At 44.5% G+C, this 15,673-nt stretch carries 12 protein-coding genes and 2 tRNA genes; 5 read left to right on the top strand and 9 right to left on the bottom strand.

The features are described from left to right. Window positions 1–584 precede the first annotated feature (584 nt). Together G6047_RS13485 and G6047_RS13480 are read right to left on the bottom strand one after the other, a co-directional pair. A tRNA-Pro gene (locus tag G6047_RS13485) sits at window positions 585–659 on the bottom strand. Window positions 660–696: 37 nt separating this feature from the next. Then, a tRNA-Ser gene (locus tag G6047_RS13480) sits at window positions 697–780 on the bottom strand. Window positions 781–961: 181 nt separating this feature from the next. Between G6047_RS13480 and ddpX the strand changes: the two genes are divergently transcribed. Next, window positions 962–1,603, top strand: coding sequence for a D-alanyl-D-alanine dipeptidase (gene ddpX, locus G6047_RS13475; RefSeq protein WP_317168288.1), 642 nt, complete (start codon window positions 962–964; stop codon window positions 1,601–1,603). Here the strand turns inward: ddpX and G6047_RS13470 are convergent. The 6 genes from G6047_RS13470 to tsaD form a co-directional block, all read right to left on the bottom strand. Next, window positions 1,579–2,145, bottom strand: coding sequence for a hypothetical protein (locus tag G6047_RS13470; RefSeq protein WP_169528146.1), 567 nt, complete (start codon window positions 2,143–2,145; stop codon window positions 1,579–1,581). The genes ddpX and G6047_RS13470 overlap by 25 nt on opposite strands. A 1-nt stretch (window position 2,146) precedes the next feature. After that, window positions 2,147–3,322 carry a class I SAM-dependent methyltransferase gene (locus G6047_RS13465; protein ID WP_235946548.1) on the bottom strand — a complete coding sequence of 392 codons (1,176 nt, stop codon included), beginning with the start codon at window positions 3,320–3,322 and terminating at the stop codon, window positions 2,147–2,149. Continuing rightward, complete coding sequence (locus tag G6047_RS13460; RefSeq protein WP_169528144.1) at window positions 3,322–4,413, bottom strand: AI-2E family transporter; 1,092 nt, start codon at window positions 4,411–4,413, stop codon at window positions 3,322–3,324. The genes G6047_RS13465 and G6047_RS13460 overlap by 1 nt, the downstream gene beginning before the upstream one ends. Before the next feature lie 3 nt (window positions 4,414–4,416). Next, on the bottom strand, window positions 4,417–5,055 hold the full coding sequence (locus G6047_RS13455; protein ID WP_169528143.1) for a DUF4159 domain-containing protein: 639 nt from the start codon (window positions 5,053–5,055) through the stop codon (window positions 4,417–4,419). 77 nt (window positions 5,056–5,132) lie between these two features. Next, entirely contained in the window at window positions 5,133–5,837 is a 705-nt protein-coding gene (locus G6047_RS13450; RefSeq protein ID WP_169528142.1) for a 16S rRNA (uracil(1498)-N(3))-methyltransferase, read from the bottom strand. Continuing rightward, window positions 5,837–6,859, bottom strand: a complete 1,023-nt coding sequence (gene tsaD / locus G6047_RS13445) for a tRNA (adenosine(37)-N6)-threonylcarbamoyltransferase complex transferase subunit TsaD (protein WP_169528141.1) — start codon at window positions 6,857–6,859, stop codon at window positions 5,837–5,839. Before tsaD ends, G6047_RS13450 begins: the two co-directional genes overlap by 1 nt. 188 nt (window positions 6,860–7,047) lie before the next feature. On the opposite strand from tsaD, the gene G6047_RS13440 reads away from it, so the two are divergent. From G6047_RS13440 to G6047_RS13425, 4 genes are all read left to right on the top strand, one after another. Then, a complete protein-coding gene (locus tag G6047_RS13440) occupies window positions 7,048–11,499 on the top strand; it encodes a translocation/assembly module TamB domain-containing protein (RefSeq protein ID WP_235946547.1) in 4,452 nt (1,483 codons plus the stop codon). Window positions 11,500–11,881: 382 nt separating this feature from the next. After that, a complete protein-coding gene (pfkA, locus tag G6047_RS13435) occupies window positions 11,882–12,868 on the top strand; it encodes a 6-phosphofructokinase (RefSeq protein ID WP_169528140.1) in 987 nt (328 codons plus the stop codon). 125 nt (window positions 12,869–12,993) lie between these two features. After that, on the top strand, window positions 12,994–13,998 hold the full coding sequence (gene gap, locus G6047_RS13430; RefSeq protein WP_169528139.1) for a type I glyceraldehyde-3-phosphate dehydrogenase: 1,005 nt from the start codon (window positions 12,994–12,996) through the stop codon (window positions 13,996–13,998). A gap of 266 nt (window positions 13,999–14,264) precedes the next feature. Further along, complete coding sequence (locus G6047_RS13425) at window positions 14,265–15,116, top strand: BadF/BadG/BcrA/BcrD ATPase family protein (protein WP_169528138.1); 852 nt, start codon at window positions 14,265–14,267, stop codon at window positions 15,114–15,116. Window positions 15,117–15,289: 173 nt separating this feature from the next. On the opposite strand, the gene G6047_RS13420 is transcribed toward G6047_RS13425, so the two are convergent. Continuing rightward, window positions 15,290–15,673, bottom strand: coding sequence for a RidA family protein (locus G6047_RS13420; RefSeq protein WP_169528137.1), 384 nt, complete (start codon window positions 15,671–15,673; stop codon window positions 15,290–15,292).

Raw genomic sequence — 15,673 nt, 5'->3', positions numbered from 1 at the left:
ATCTGGAATGTAATTTTTTGGGCGTCCCGGCGGCTTGAACCACCAAGGTATCAGAAAATTTAAATAGCCGCCGTCAGGCTGGAGGCACTCGCTGTGCGCAACGGCTTTTGTCTGTCAATATTAAAATAGTTCCACCGAATTCTTAGGAACTTGTCGCGCACGAGCTTAGACAAATGCCGCCATCCTTGACGCGTGCTTGTAACTCAACCAATGGCTTTTTGTTGGTGCAAAGCGAAAGATAAGTCTTAGGAAATGAGGAACGTCTGCGACGTTGTTTTTTTGATTGGTGGCAGGATTACCTCCGCTGCGCTACGGTGATCCTGGGTGGGGTGGCGACAAAGAAATCCCTTCCAACGTTTTGCAAGGATCTCGATATTTTTTGTTTAAGGATAAATTCCCGGGGAACTTGGCAGGATTACCTCCGCTGCGCTACGGTGATCCTGGGTGGGGTGGCGACAAAGAAATCCCTTCCAACGTCCTTTGGACGTTGCGGTCTTTTTTGTTTAGGGCGAAAGCTCAAGCAGAGCTTGGCTTTCGCCCTAAACAAAAAATCCCTCCGCACGCTGTGCGGAAGGATTTCTTTGTCGGGGTGGCAGGATTCGAACCTGCGACCTCCTGGTCCCAAACCAGGCGCGATGACCGGGCTACGCTACACCCCGAAAAGTTTCCAAAAATTGAAACTTAAGACAATTAAAGCGGAGAGACAGGGACTCGAACCCTGGCGACGTTTGCACGCCGACAGATTAGCAATCTGCTCCGTTACCACTCCGGCACCTCTCCAATGCAAAGTACCCTTGGGGTTTTTCGCGGATGCAAATGTAAACGTTAAGGTTATATTTTACAACTTAAAGAAGTTTTTTTTTGATAGTGTAAAAATACCGTCCGCGAAGCCCTTATACATCAATAAAATAGCAATTTCAACCGGTAGAAAAAAAGCTGTATATTGTATCAAAACCCAAACGTGCGCTACTTTTTTTTCTACATTTTCCTTATTTCGCTTGCATCAGTCCGGGCTCAGGATAACCAAGCTATTGTTGATACTACTTTTATAGATATCAAAATGCTTTCATCCGAAGTCATCCTCGACATGAAATACGCCACGGCAGACAATTTCCTCAAAGTTGCCGTATACGATTGTGAAGCCTGTTATCTGAGAAAAATTGCGGCTGAAGCATTGGTAGCCGCGAATAAAGATGTTGCACAAAAAGGATATCGCATCAAACTGTTCGATTGTTATCGTCCGTTAGACATCCAGAAAAAGATGTGGAAAATTGTCCCGAACCCGGATTATGTAGCCGATCCGGCCAAAGGTTCACTCCATAACCGCGGACTTGCCGTAGACCTGACGCTCATTGATGAAAACGGAAACGAGCTTGACATGGGGACGAATTTCGATCACTTCGGCCCCGAATCTGAATTCGCCTACCGCAATATCTCAAAGGAAGCCAGAAGGAACAGAAAGCTGCTGAACAAAATCATGGAACGCCACGGCTTTAAAGTGCTTAAATCGGAATGGTGGCATTACAATTACCAGATGCCACAAAAAGCAGCCGTTTCAAACTTCAAATGGGAATGTGATCAGGGTAATATGCAGGACAAATAATCGATGAAGTATTTCTGTGGAAAATACGTTTCCTTGGTAAGTTCAGATTTGATCTGGCTAGCCATGGGATAATCGAACGTCTCTGTGGAATACCTAACCCGCAACAGCGAAACCGGCGACGATTTCAAATCTTCGATGGTTCCATTCATGAAAACAAAAGTCCCTTCGCTGATCAGGGAATTGAACCCACTGTCCATAAGGGTCTGGCCACAACTCTGCTGGTCGATATGTTTGAGGGTAACTATGACGCCATTGTCGAGTTGGAGGAACAATCTCGAATTCTTGTCAAAACAATTGGCCGCGATAAAATCCTTGCTTTTCTTGATGTATTGGAAATGCAGATACGGTATTTCGTTTTGCACCTGAAGACTCAAAAAGACGTAGGTAGAAGAACTCCCGAAATTACTTTCGTACACCACATAATCTTTAAGCGCTTTGTATGTACCAAGGCTGTCTTTGCCGTTGGCGCTCCATTCGCAAGGCTTCTGGGCAAATAAGGTTGCAGAAAAAAGTAAAAGACAGGCAAGCGCAATTCGTTTCATCCTAGGAAATTTTGCTGCAAAATAAAACTATTTTATCGTTGGTCGAATCGGTTACGAAAAAACAATAGCGATCGCCACCGTCTGAGATTTTCCATTTGTTGCGTATTTGCTCGACGGTTTCGGGAAAGTTACGCACGGCAACGTTTGCTTTTTGCCCGTAGAGCGCCGGTTTCATTTCTGATTTTGTGTATGTAATCTGCTGGTTTACTAAAAAGCTTCGGCCCGGAAAACACTTGACCAATTCATCGGAAGTGTATAGATGCGTGTTCCGATGTAACTTTCTGAGCCCGAATTTTACACCTACTTCATCAAAAACACCGGCTTTCCGTATGGCAGCGTCAGGTTCGTACAAATAATTGGAAATGCTTCCGATTGGGGCAGACTGATCGAAATCTGACCACGGAAATAATTCCGATTGGGAAGATTCGAGGTTGATAGTAAACCATTGTGGCTTTGCGTTGAAATTCCGGTCAAGCACAAAAAGCACTTCCTTGACTTCATTCTCCAAAGCCACAACGTAGATAGCCGATACATTCGGGAGTTCGCTGATTCCCTGGGAAATATCGAGCATAGGCGAAACCTTGACCAAAATGTTTGGTGCTTTTTCAAAATACAGATCAAGCGATTCCGGGACGTTCGGCAAACAATCGGCGAGGAGGAAAACCTTGCCTTTTTTATCGTTCCGGCGCGACGGATCAACATAAATCCAATCGAAAGTCCTGTCAGACGAAGTCAGGAATTCAGAACTATCCGCACAAATCGGTTCCAGATTTCCATCGCCTAAAATGTTGGCATTATGGGAAACAGTTTCAGACAACGCCTGATTCATTTCACAATGTACGACCGTTTTCATTTTTTGGGCGAAGTAATGATCGTCTACACCGAATCCGCCTGTTGCATCGAATAGAGAATCTCCTGAAACAAGCGAAGCCTTGAATTCTGCGGTGGCTTGTGAAGATGATTGTTCGATTGAGATTTTTTCCGGATACAGAATCCCGTCGGTTCCAAACCAAAGCGGAAGTTTGTGCCGGCATTTTTCACGCGCCAGGATCTGGTTCATCAAATCCGGATACGGAATTTCAGGAAATGGATTTTTCTTGAGGGCGAGCAGGCGCACATCTGCATCCGCATTCTTTTTGAGCCAATCCTGGACTTCGGTGTGCAATAAGGTTTCCATCAAATATTCCGTGTCAGCACGCGGACGATTTTATTATCGGGGAAAAATTCCTTGGCAATGACCTTTAGGATTGTGTACAAAGGAACCGCGATGATCATTCCAAGTATCCCAAAAAGGAAACCGGCTGTAAGTATGACGAGGAAAATTTCGAGCGGATGGGAGTTGACACTGTTCGAGAAAATCAGTGGGCCGGTTAAATTGTTGTCGATGAGTTGCACAACCCAGAACCCGATCATCACATAAATGGTCGTTGGAAGCACCACACTTTGGAAATCGTTTCCGAGGTTGCTCATCATGGTCAAAACCGCCGCCAGTACAGACCCTATAAGCGGGCCTATGTACGGAATGATATTCAAAACGGCACAAAGGAAAGCGATGATCAACGCATTTTCAACCCCGAAAATGAGCAGGACAATCAGGTACAAGATAAAGACCACGGTAAGCTGTATGACCAATCCGATGAAATAGCGCGACAATAAATGGTTGATTTTTTCAAGTGAATTGAGGATTTTTCCCTCGTGTTTTTTCGGAAGGCAAAATCTGATACTTCGCGTAAATAAATCGGAATCCTTGAGGAAAAAGAACGAAATGAACAGTACCGAAGCCAATCCAAGGCCAAAGCTGCTTAAAAAGCCAAGGATGTAATTGAGGAAATTTGGGATGAAATTGAAATTGAGCTGAGAAGTCAAATTAGCCTCTTTGAGCACTTTTGCCGAATCCATGCCGAAACTTTCAAGAAACGCGGTCGCTTCATCCACCAACTGCACTATGCTTTGCTCGATGGCATTCGTATTCAGCAGCGACAGGTTTTCGCCCTGGGCCAGAATCAACGGAACCAATAATGCCAGAAAGCCAAGTATTACGCAAAGGAATAAAAACAACGTTACGGCTACGGCCAGCGTGTGCCTGAATTTGAGTTTACGCTCGAGGAATTTCACCACAGGCAAGCCCATCATGGTCACGATAAGCGCTATAAGTATATAGGTAATGACAGACTGTATCAGATACAAAAAATACAACACCAGTAAAAAACCAGCCAGTACGGCAACTGCTTTGACTATTCCCTGGGCTATGTTGTTCGATGCTGTCATTAATCAATTCGTAAAAATATAGTACAGAATGTTGGCACCCATTTTCAGGGCTTTTTCACGAACATCGGCCGGATCGTTATGAACTTCCTGATCTTCCCATCCGTCTCCCAAATCTGTTTCAAACGTATACAGCAATACCAGTCTTCCAGAATCGATTATGCCAAAAGCCTGAGGACGCTTGCCGTCGTGTTCATGGATTTTTGGAATCCCCGCTGCGAATACGTTCGGTTTCTGGAAAATCGGGTGGGAGGCGGGAAGCTCGATGAGTTGCCTGTCCGGGAAAATACGTTTGATCTCACGCCTGATGTATTCATCCATGCCATAATTGTCGTCGATATGTAAAAAGCCGCCGCCGTCCATGTAATCGCGAAGGTTCCGGATTTCAGCATCGGTAAAAACCACGTTTCCATGGCCCGTCATATGGACGAACGGATAGGAGAAAAGCTCCGGGCTTCCAGGAACTACGGTCGCCGGTTTGGGATTGATAGTGGTTTTGATGTTGCGGTTGGCGTATTTGATCAGGTTTGGTAAAGACGTCGGGTTCGCGTACCAGTCACCGCCGCCGTTATATTTGAGCAGTGCGATTTCTTGTGCATTGGAAAAGCCGATGGAAATGATAAAAACGATTAACGATAAACGCATTGATCTTAATTAACAATGAATAATTAACAATGATGGATTGTCAATAAATAATAAAAATAACAATAAAAAATAATAGCCTATTCGTTCAGAAAAGCCACACTGTGTGCCGCGACAACCGCCGCTGTTTCCGTCCTGAGCCGTGTGTGGCCTAAAGATACGGGAATAAAGTTTTTAGCCAGCGCGAGTTCGATTTCTTTTTCGGTAAAATCGCCTTCAGGGCCAATCAGGATGGTGATTTTGTGATTTGGTTTTACGACCGATTTAAGTGTCTGCTTTTCATTTTCGATGCAATGGGCGATACATTTCACGCTGTCATCTTCCGCCGACACTAATGTTTTGAAAGTAACCGCTTCATTCAGTTTCGGCAGATAGTATTGGGCCGATTGCTTCATGGCAGATACGGCTATCTTTTCAAACCTGTCGATTTTGACGACTTTCCGTTCCGATCGGTCACAAATCAAAGGCGTGATTTCATCGATTCCGATTTCTGTCGCTTTTTCCAGAAACCATTCATAACGCTCATTCATTTTGGTTGGCGCGACGGCCAGGTGAAGTCGGTACGGACGCGGTTCAAAGAATTGTGAATCGACAATTTTAACGATGCATTTCGACTCGGATGCGATGCTAATTTCGACATCGAATAAAAAACCCATTCCGTTGGTTACCTGTAATTTGTCTCCTGTATTTTTCCGAAGTACTTTAATGATGTGCCTGCTTTCTTCCTTGTCGAAGGAAAAATCAGCCTGTCCGGATTTTATGTCAGGATTATAGAATAATTGCATCAGAATTCGATTCGGGCTTTGGATGTTTCGGTAACCGAAGTAAAGTCTCCGTCAAGGTATTTGAAATAGGCGGAAATCCCAATCATGGCGGCATTATCTGTCGTATATTCAAACTTTGGGATAAAGGTTTTCCAACCGAGGTTTTTGTGCGCATCTTCCATGGCTTTCCGTATTCCGGAATTGGCAGAAACACCACCCCCAATCGCAACACGTTCGATTCCGGTTTGGGCTACGGCCAGTTTTGTCTTATCCATCAGGATGTCAACAATCGTTTTTTGTACCGATGCACAAATGTCGGCCATATGTTTATCTGTAAAATCTGCATCGATCTGCCTGTTTTTCTGGATGAAATATAGAATCGATGTCTTCAGGCCGGAAAAACTGAAATCGAGTCCGGGAACTTTGGGCTTCGGGAACGAATACGCATCCGGATTTCCAGACGCGGCATATTTATCCACCAAAGGCCCGCCAGGATAAGGCAATCCAAGGATTTTGGCCGTCTTGTCGAACGCTTCGCCGACTGCATCGTCTGTCGTCTGTCCGATCAATTCCATTTTAAAAGGCGCATCGACACGTACAATTTGTGTATGGCCACCGCTAATAGTCAATGCCAAAAACGGAAATTCCGGTTTGTCGAAGCCCGGCTCATCTATAAAATGAGCCAGGATATGGCCTTGCATATGGTTGATCCCAATAAGAGGAATGTCAAGCGCCATCGCCATGGATTTGGCAAACGAGCTTCCCACAAGTAGCGAACCCATAAGGCCTGGCCCTTGCGTATATGCGATTGCCGACAGTTGTTCTTTGGTTACATTGGCGCGTTGTAAAGCCGCAGTCACCGCCGGGACAATATTCTGCTGGTGTGCGCGTGAAGCCAATTCGGGCACGACGCCCCCAAATTCGGCATGTATCGATTGGTTGGCCACAACATTGGACAGTACCTTGTCGTTATGCAATACAGCAGCAGCAGTATCGTCGCAGGAACTTTCGATGGCTAAAATGTAAAAGTCTTCTGGTTGCATTTCCAGGAATCAAAATTTGTTTTGCAAAAGTACGTCAACGAGCCTTATTCTGCACACTTTTTTACCGCTGATTGTGTATATTTACACGCGTTAATTGCGGTTTGTCCCGCCAACTTAAAACAGAGCGAAGTATCAAAAGATTCAAAAGGATAGCGATCCGCACGGTCATTGGACTATTTCTTTTTTTATTGCTTCTGGGCATAACGCTTACCTTGCCTCCGGTCCAGACCAGACTTGGTGCGTACGTAACGGAGAAAATCAACAAAGATTTCGGGACAGATATCAAGGTCGATCAAATCGCGATAAGTGTTTTTGGAGGCGTCAAACTGCGTCAGGTCCTAATCCGCGACCATCATAAAGACACGTTGATCTATGCCAAAAGGCTCCAGACGAACATCTTGAGTTTCCGGAAATTATACAATGGGGATTTATTGTTCGGGCGCATCGCATCAGATAAGCTGCTGTTCAACCTCAAAACCTATAAAGGCGAAAAGGACACAAACCTCGACCGGTTCATTGCATTGTTCGACAGCAAAGACAACGCAAAGCCATCGGGACATAAATTCCTCATGAAAGCCAACGAGATTGTCGTCTCTAACGGACATTTCCTTCTGACAGATGAAAACCGCGCGAACCCGAAAGACGTCGATTTCAGCCGGCTCGATGGCAGGTTGACCAATTTCCGCGTTTTTGGACCCGAAGTCACGATGGACATACGCCAAATGGCTTTTCTCGACCATCGCGGTTTATATGTGCGCAACCTGAGCGGATTGTTCCTTTACGACAAAAAGCACATCAAGTTGACCAATATGGAAGCCAATACAGCCCAATCCTTACTCAAGGCCGATGTGTTGCTGACCTACGACCGAAAGGATTTCGCCGATTTCAACAACAAGGTCAAATTCGACATCAATGTCAAGCAAGGCCTGCTTTCGACCAACGACATCCATTACTTCTACAAAGAACTCGGGCCGAACCGAACGTTTAGCTTATCGGCCAAAGTCAATGGAACGCTCAACAATCTTAAGGCCCGACATTTAAAACTGACAGATAACCACAACGCCAGGATTTCTGGTGACGTCCAGTTCAAGAACCTGTTCAATACGGCCGAAAAAGGGTTTTATATGAAAGGTGATTTTGAGCAGGTCGCCTCCGATTATGACAATCTGGTAGGTTTGCTTCCGAATGTCCTGGGAAAGAAACTTCCATCGTCACTCAAGAAAATAGGTCGGTTCGATTTGTCGGGATCGGCAGAAATCACGATGTCATCGATACAGGCCAATTTTGAGATGCAGACAGCTCTCGGAAGGATACAATCGGATTTGGTGATGACCGACATCGACAATATCGACCAGGCAAAATACACCGGGAATATCGTGCTCGACAATTTTGATATCGGCGACTTTTTAGGCAAAAGAGACCTTGGTATCGTGAGCCTTGACCTTGATGTGGACGGACAGGGTTTTACACAGAAATTCCTCAATACGTCATTCTCGGGCGACGTATATAAAATCCGATATCAGAATTATGTCTATACGAACATTTTAGTCAACGGGAAATTCAAGGATCCGGTTTTTAAAGGGAATGTCTATATCAACGATCCGAATTTGCTCATGGATTTCAAAGGATCGGCCAACCTGGGCAAAAAAGATATCGCTTATGATTTCGAAGCCCAGATAGATTATGCAAACCTTCGCAAGATGAAGATCGTGACGAACGATTCGATTTCCGTGCTCAAAGGAAATATCCTCATGAATGTACGCGGGAACAGTCTTGAGGATTTGAAAGGAAATGTCTATGTGAGCCAGTCGTCGTATCAGAGCGGCCGAAATTTGTACGTGTTCGACGATCTTATCATGACTTCTTCTTTCGATGCTGACGGATTGCGGACCATTTCTGTCAATTCGCCGGATATCATTAACGGGAAAATCACAGGAAAATACAAGATTTCGCAAATCCAGCTGCTGATTGAAAATTCACTTGGAAGTCTTTATACGAATTACCGTCCGAATAAAATATTGAAGAACCAGTTCCTTGATTTTGATTTCGAGGTCAACGACAAGATTGTCGATTTGTTTACGCCTGACATAGATATTTCTGACAGTACCAAAGTCAGCGGTTCCATCAATTCCAACACGAACCAGTTTTTGCTCGACCTCACTTCACCTAAGATCACGGCTTACGAGAATCGCATCGACAATATCAAGATGCATGTCGATAACCTGCATCCCGTGTATAATGCGCAAATCGAAATCGACAGCATCAGCAACAAATTCTACAAGATAAAGGAGTTCAGCCTGTTCAATGTTACGAGCCGCGATACGTTGTTCATCAAATCTGGTTTCAAAGGCGGAAAAAATGCCGGTGACCAATATGAACTGAATTTGTATCATACGATTGACAAAGACCATAATGTTGTGGTCGGTTTTCTCCAATCTGCGCTGACATTTAAGGAGAATGAATGGCATATCAATGAAAAAGGCACAGCTGACAACAAAATAATAATGAGCCGCGATTTGAAGAATTTCAGGTTCGACAATATCGTGATATCTCATGAAGACCACAAAGCATCGTTCAACGGAACCATGCGTGGCAAGGAAGAAAAAGACCTGAATCTGGTTTTCGACAATGTCGATCTTTCCAAAATTACGCCCGATATGCAGGGAATCGTATTAGAAGGTAAGATGGATGGAACCGTAAGCCTCAAGCAACAGCGATTGGTATACCAGCCCATGGCCGCCCTAAAGATCGACGAACTTGCCATAAACAATATCGATTTAGGGAAACTGTCGCTTGATATTGACGGAGATGGCTCTTTCCGCAAGTTCTACGTGAATTCCGTTTTGGAGAACAAGAATTTCGAATCGTTCCGTGCCGATGGTGAATTCGATGTTTCGGGCCCTCAGACAGCCATGGATATCGATCTCAAATTCGACAGGTTCAATATTGGGACGCTTGACGGATTGCTCAGTGGTGAAGCCATCAGCAATATCAAAGGTTTTGCGAGCGGAAACATAAGCATTGCCGGAACCGTTGCCGAGCCTGATGTAAACGGACGATTGTACGCCGAGGAAACTTCGCTGACCGTTCCATACCTCAATGTGAACTATTTGCTCGATCCTCGTTCTGTGATTGATGTGACTGAAGATAAATTCCTGATACACAACAGCGGGATTACCGATACCAAGTATAATACAAAAGGTAATATAGAAGGAACCATCGAACACAAAAAGTTCAGCGACTGGAAGCTTGATATCAAAGTGAGTTCCGATAAATTGCTTGCCCTCGACACACAGGACAGCGACGATGCAGCCTATTACGGAACGGCTTTCATAGACGGATACGCGACTATTTCCGGCCCGACGAATGCGTTGTTCATCAAAGCCAAAGCGGCATCGGCGGAAGGGACATCGATCAAAATCCCGATCAGCAATACCGAATCGACCACAAGCCGCAGCTATATTCATTTCCAAAGCCCTCAGGAAAAATACAGTATCGAAAAAGGCATCGTCATCAAACAAAAGGAATACAGCGGATTGGAGATCGATCTTGATTTCGACATCAACAAAAACGCAGAGGTAGAGGTCATTCTGGATAAAAACACAGGACATAGCCTGAAGGCCAAAGGCGATGGGTCGATACAATTCGGTATCAATACCCTCGGGCGCTTCAATATGTTCGGGAATTATGTAGCCGACGAAGGAATCTACAACTTCAAGTACGGCGGCCTTATCGATAAAAAATTCAAGATCAAAAAAGGCGGAACCATTACGTGGGAAGGCGATCCGCTCCGGGCCGTCCTTAATATGGAAGCGGTATATACCACGACGGCGAATCCGGCCGTCTTGCTTGAAAATCCATCGGTCAACAAAAAAGTACCGGTTGAAGTCGTTGTCGGGGTACGTGGCAACCTGACGAACCCGGAACCTGATTTCCAGATCAATTTCCCTACGGTCAGTTCGGTGCTCAAATCTGAGATACAATACAAACTCGACGATAAGGACGTTCGGAATACGCAGGCCCTTTATCTGCTTTCATCAGGAACATTCTTAAGCCCGGAAGGTGTGAGCCAGAGTGATTTTACAGGCAACCTGTTCGAGACGGCCAGCGGACTCATAGGCGATATATTTCAGGATCCGGACAGTAACATCCAACTCGGATTTGATTACCAGGCTGCCGACAGACGTCCCGGAACCGAAACCGACGGTCGGGTAGGCGTAAGTGTTTCGACACAGGTCAATGAGCGTATTTCCATAAACGGAAAAGTAGGAGTGCCGGTTGGAGGAGTCAATGAATCGGCTATCGTTGGAGATGTTGAGGTGCAATACCGCGTCAATGATGACGGTTCGCTCAATCTGCGCGTATTTAACCGCGAAAATGACATTACGTATTTAGGGCAGGGCATTGGCTACACCCAAGGCGTCGGTTTTACATACGAAGTAGATTTTGACACCTTCCGCGAACTCGTCGACAAAGTATTCAAAGTCAAAATAGACCTGGATCCGGCTACAGATACGGTACCTGATTCAGATTATGTTCCTGATGGCATGCGATTTCCTTCAAAGGACGACAAAAAAGACAAGAAGAAAGACGATAAACCCAAACCCAATGTTGATGCGGTGATTCCTGGGGATGATTAGAACAGGAAATCTTTACGGTTCAGCTATTTTTTGTCAAGAGTTCTATTCGCCAGCAGGACAGATGTCTTAAAAACTACTGGCTCTACTTGCGCCGGCAACTCTGATTTTTTTTGGTGCATTTTTAAAACTTCGATTGTTGGGGATAGCTTGTGCATCAGATTCACTAAGCAATAAAGTCGGAAATATCAATCAGGAATGGTTCAGGAAACAAACCGACTTTTGCTTCAGTAACACAAACCCTTATAATTTACACAAAAAACAAAACCAAAAACAAAACTTATCAACGAAAACGTTTGAAAATCATAAATTCTACTAAACCGGTAATTTTAGGGTAAAAAATACCAAGCATCTTTGCTAAATTTACATTTTAATAGTAAAATAAATGTCAAAAACAATAAAAAAGATTGGTGTGCTAACCAGCGGAGGTGACGCTCCCGGAATGAACGCCGCCATTCGATCCGTGGTTCGGACCTGTGCTTATCACAACATTGGTTGTGTCGGGATTTACCGCGGTTACCAAGGCATGATCGAGGGAGATTTCAAGGAAATGGGACCTCGTAGTGTAAACAATATTGTCAATAAAGGCGGAACCATCCTCAAATCTGCCCGCTCCAGAGAATTCATGACACCGGAAGGCCGTAAGAAAGCTTTCGATAATATCAAAAAAGCAGAAATCGACTCCCTGGTCGTAATCGGCGGTGACGGAAGTTTTACCGGAGCAGAAGTATTCAACTCTGAATTCGACATTCCTGTAATAGGTATTCCGGGAACCATAGACAACGATATTTTCGGAACAAGTTTTACGCTCGGATACGACACGGCTCTTAATACGGTTATCGATGTCATCGACAAAATCCGCGATACGGCTTCTTCCCACAACCGCTTGTTTTTTGTAGAAGTCATGGGGCGTGATGCCGGTCATATTGCATTGAACGCCGGAATTGGAGCAGGAGCAGAGGAAATTCTGATTCCTGAGTCAGATCTTGGATTGGAGAGACTTCTCGATTCACTTAAGAAAAGCAAACTATCGGGAAAATCGTCAAGTATCGTCGTGATTGCCGAAGGTGATAAGATAGGCAAGAATGTTTTCGAGCTTAAAGATTACGTAGAAAGTAATCTGCCCGAATATGATGTACGTGTTTCCGTCCTGGGCCATATGCAACGCGGAGGCGCGCCGTCTTGTTTTGACCGTGTGCTGGCGAGTCGTTTGGGCGTAAGGGCAGTTGAAACATTGTTAGAAGGAAAATCGAATTTTATGGTCGGTATCCTTGGAGATAAGATTACATTGACGCCACTCGAGCAGGCCATCAAAGGTCATTCGGAGATTGACCGGGAGTTGTTGAGGGTGTCGGAGATCATGTCGATTTAAATTAATAATTAACAGTTAATAATTAACAATGGATACCATTTTCGATTACGCCGTTCCCCATTTTAATTGTTAATTATTAATTATTCATTGTTAATTAAAATAAACCTCATAAAAATCAAAATAAAATGTCAAAAGTCAAATTAGGAATAAATGGTTTCGGACGCATCGGACGTATCGTATTCCGCGAAACGTTTAACCGTGACAACGTAGAAGTCGTTGCCATCAATGACCTTCTTGAAGTCGATCACCTGGCTTACCTTTTAAAATACGATTCAGTACATGGACGTTTCAACGGTACTGTTGAAGTTGTCGATGGGAAACTGATCGTCAACGGAAAACACATCCGTACCACTGCCGAGAAAGATCCTGCAACCCTTAAATGGGATGAAGTAGGGGTTGACGTAGTGGCCGAATGTACCGGAATTTTTACCACAGTTGAATCGGCTCAGGCTCATATTAAAGGTGGTGCGAAAAAAGTAATCATTTCTGCTCCTTCAGCCGATGCTCCAATGTTTGTTATGGGCGTCAACCATACCGAAGTAAAAGCGACAGATACCGTAATTTCAAACGCATCTTGTACAACAAACTGCCTTGCTCCATTGGCTAAAGTAATCAACGATAATTTTGGTATCGTAGAAGGATTGATGACAACTGTCCACGCTTCCACATCAACACAAATGGTAGCTGACGGGCCTTCCAGAAAAGACTGGAGAGGTGGACGTGCGGCCAGTGTCAACATCATCCCATCTTCTACAGGAGCTGCAAAAGCGGTTGGAAAAGTAATTCCTTCGCTTAATGGAAAACTGACAGGTATGTCTTTCCGCGTTCCGACCATCGATGTTTCTGCGGTAGATTTGACCGTAAGGCTTGAAAAAGAAACGACTTATGAAGAAATCATGGCCGTTTTGAAAAAGTCTTCCGAAACAGATTACAAAGGTATCCTTGGTTTTACCGATGAAGATGTGGTTTCACAGGATTTTGTTGGTGATTCACGTACATCGATCGTTGATGCCAAAGCCGGAATCGGATTGAACTCAACGTTCTTCAAATTGGTTTCCTGGTACGATAATGAGTATGGCTACTCAAGCAAACTGATTGACCTTGCAGTTCACACTGCTGGTTTGAAATAAATTTTTTGAATCCCGCTTGTTTGCGCGACAGGCGGGATTTTTTTTTGATGAAAGACGAAAAGATGAATGATGAAGGACAAAATCCTTGTCAAAGGCGCATTCTGATTTCAGGTTTCATTTTTTAGATTACGTTCTTACTACCAACCAGAAAAATCCAATCGTCACTTTCGTTTCAACTAATCCGAAAGTGTCAATTTATCAAGATACAGTCGTTAGTCATTCGTCTTTCGACTTTCATCTTGGTTGAACTAACTCACCCAAACCCAATGAAATTATTAGTAGACAGTGGTTCCACCAAAGCCGACTGGATCGCAATCGACGATTCCGGCAAGGTGCTGTTCACCACACAATCCCTGGGCGTAAACCCTGAGGTACTCGGCAAAGACGAGGTGCTCAACCGCCTCAACGACCGATTCGATATTTCGCACAATCGCAAAAGCGTGACCCACCTGTATTTTTACGGAGCGGGTTGCGGTACGGAACGTATGCGTAATTTCCTGTCGGCAATCTTTAAAGAGTATTTTCCGAATGCCGTGATTTCGGTCAATGAAGATACTTATGCCGCTGTTTATGCAACGACCCCCAGAAATGAATCGGCCATTGTCTGTATTCTGGGAACAGGCTCGAACTGCAGTTATTTTGATGGAAAAGAATTGCATCAAAAGGTACAATCGTTAGGTTATATCGCCATGGACGATTGCAGCGGGAACCGTTTCGGACGTGAACTGATCCGTTCGTACTATTTCAACAAGATGCCAAAGGATCTGGCGGCTGAGTTTGAAAAAGCACATGATCTGGAGGCAGATGTCATCAAGCACAATTTGTACAAAGAACCGAATCCGAATGCTTACCTCGCTACATTCGCCAAATTCCTGATCCAACACAAGGATAATGAGTTTTGCAAGAAGCTGATCCATAACGCCATGGAGGACTTCGTGGATTTATATATCAAACAATACGAAGAACACAAAACGGCTCCGGTACATTTCATTGGTTCCATCGCTTTTTATCTGCGTGATGAACTCAAAGAGGTATTGTCGAAGCACAAGATAAAACTGGGCAACGTTTTACGTCGTCCGATTGATGGACTGATTGCATATCATTCGGTCAATAATTAAAGGAAGTTCGGGAGTTTGAAGTTCGGAAGATCGGAAGACTTAGTTCAGCAATTGAAACAAAAAAAAGCACTCAATGATTGGGTGCTTTTTTCATTTGAATTTCTTCTCGTATTCCGATCTTTACCGACTTTGCCGACTCTTCCGATCTTTTGAACTCCCGAACTCCCTAACTTTTACCCCATCGCAATCATCGAAATCTCAACCCGAACGCCCTTCGGCAATCCGGCAACCTGGACTGTTTCGCGTGCCGGAGCAGTCGCTTCGTCGAGGTAGCTTCCGTAAATGCGGTTAACTTCTCCAAAATCGGCCATATCCATTAGGAAAATCGTAGTCTTTACCACATTCCGGAAATCAAGATTTTCCGCGGCTAAAACCACTTTGAGGTTTTCCATGACCTGGACGGTTTCATTCGCGATATTGTCGGTTACGATATTTCCTGTCGCCGGATCGATTGCAATCTGGCCCGACGTGTAAACCGTGTTCCCAAAACGCACGGCCTGACTGTATGGGCCTATTGGCGCGGGTGCTTTATCTGTAAAAATAATGTGCTTGCTCAT

This window comes from Flavobacterium silvaticum (assembly GCF_012911565.1).
GTDB classification, from domain to species: Bacteria; Bacteroidota; Bacteroidia; order Flavobacteriales; family Flavobacteriaceae; genus Flavobacterium; species Flavobacterium silvaticum.
Note: the sequence above shows the minus strand (reverse complement) of the source record. Positions and strands in the feature narration are given on the sequence as shown.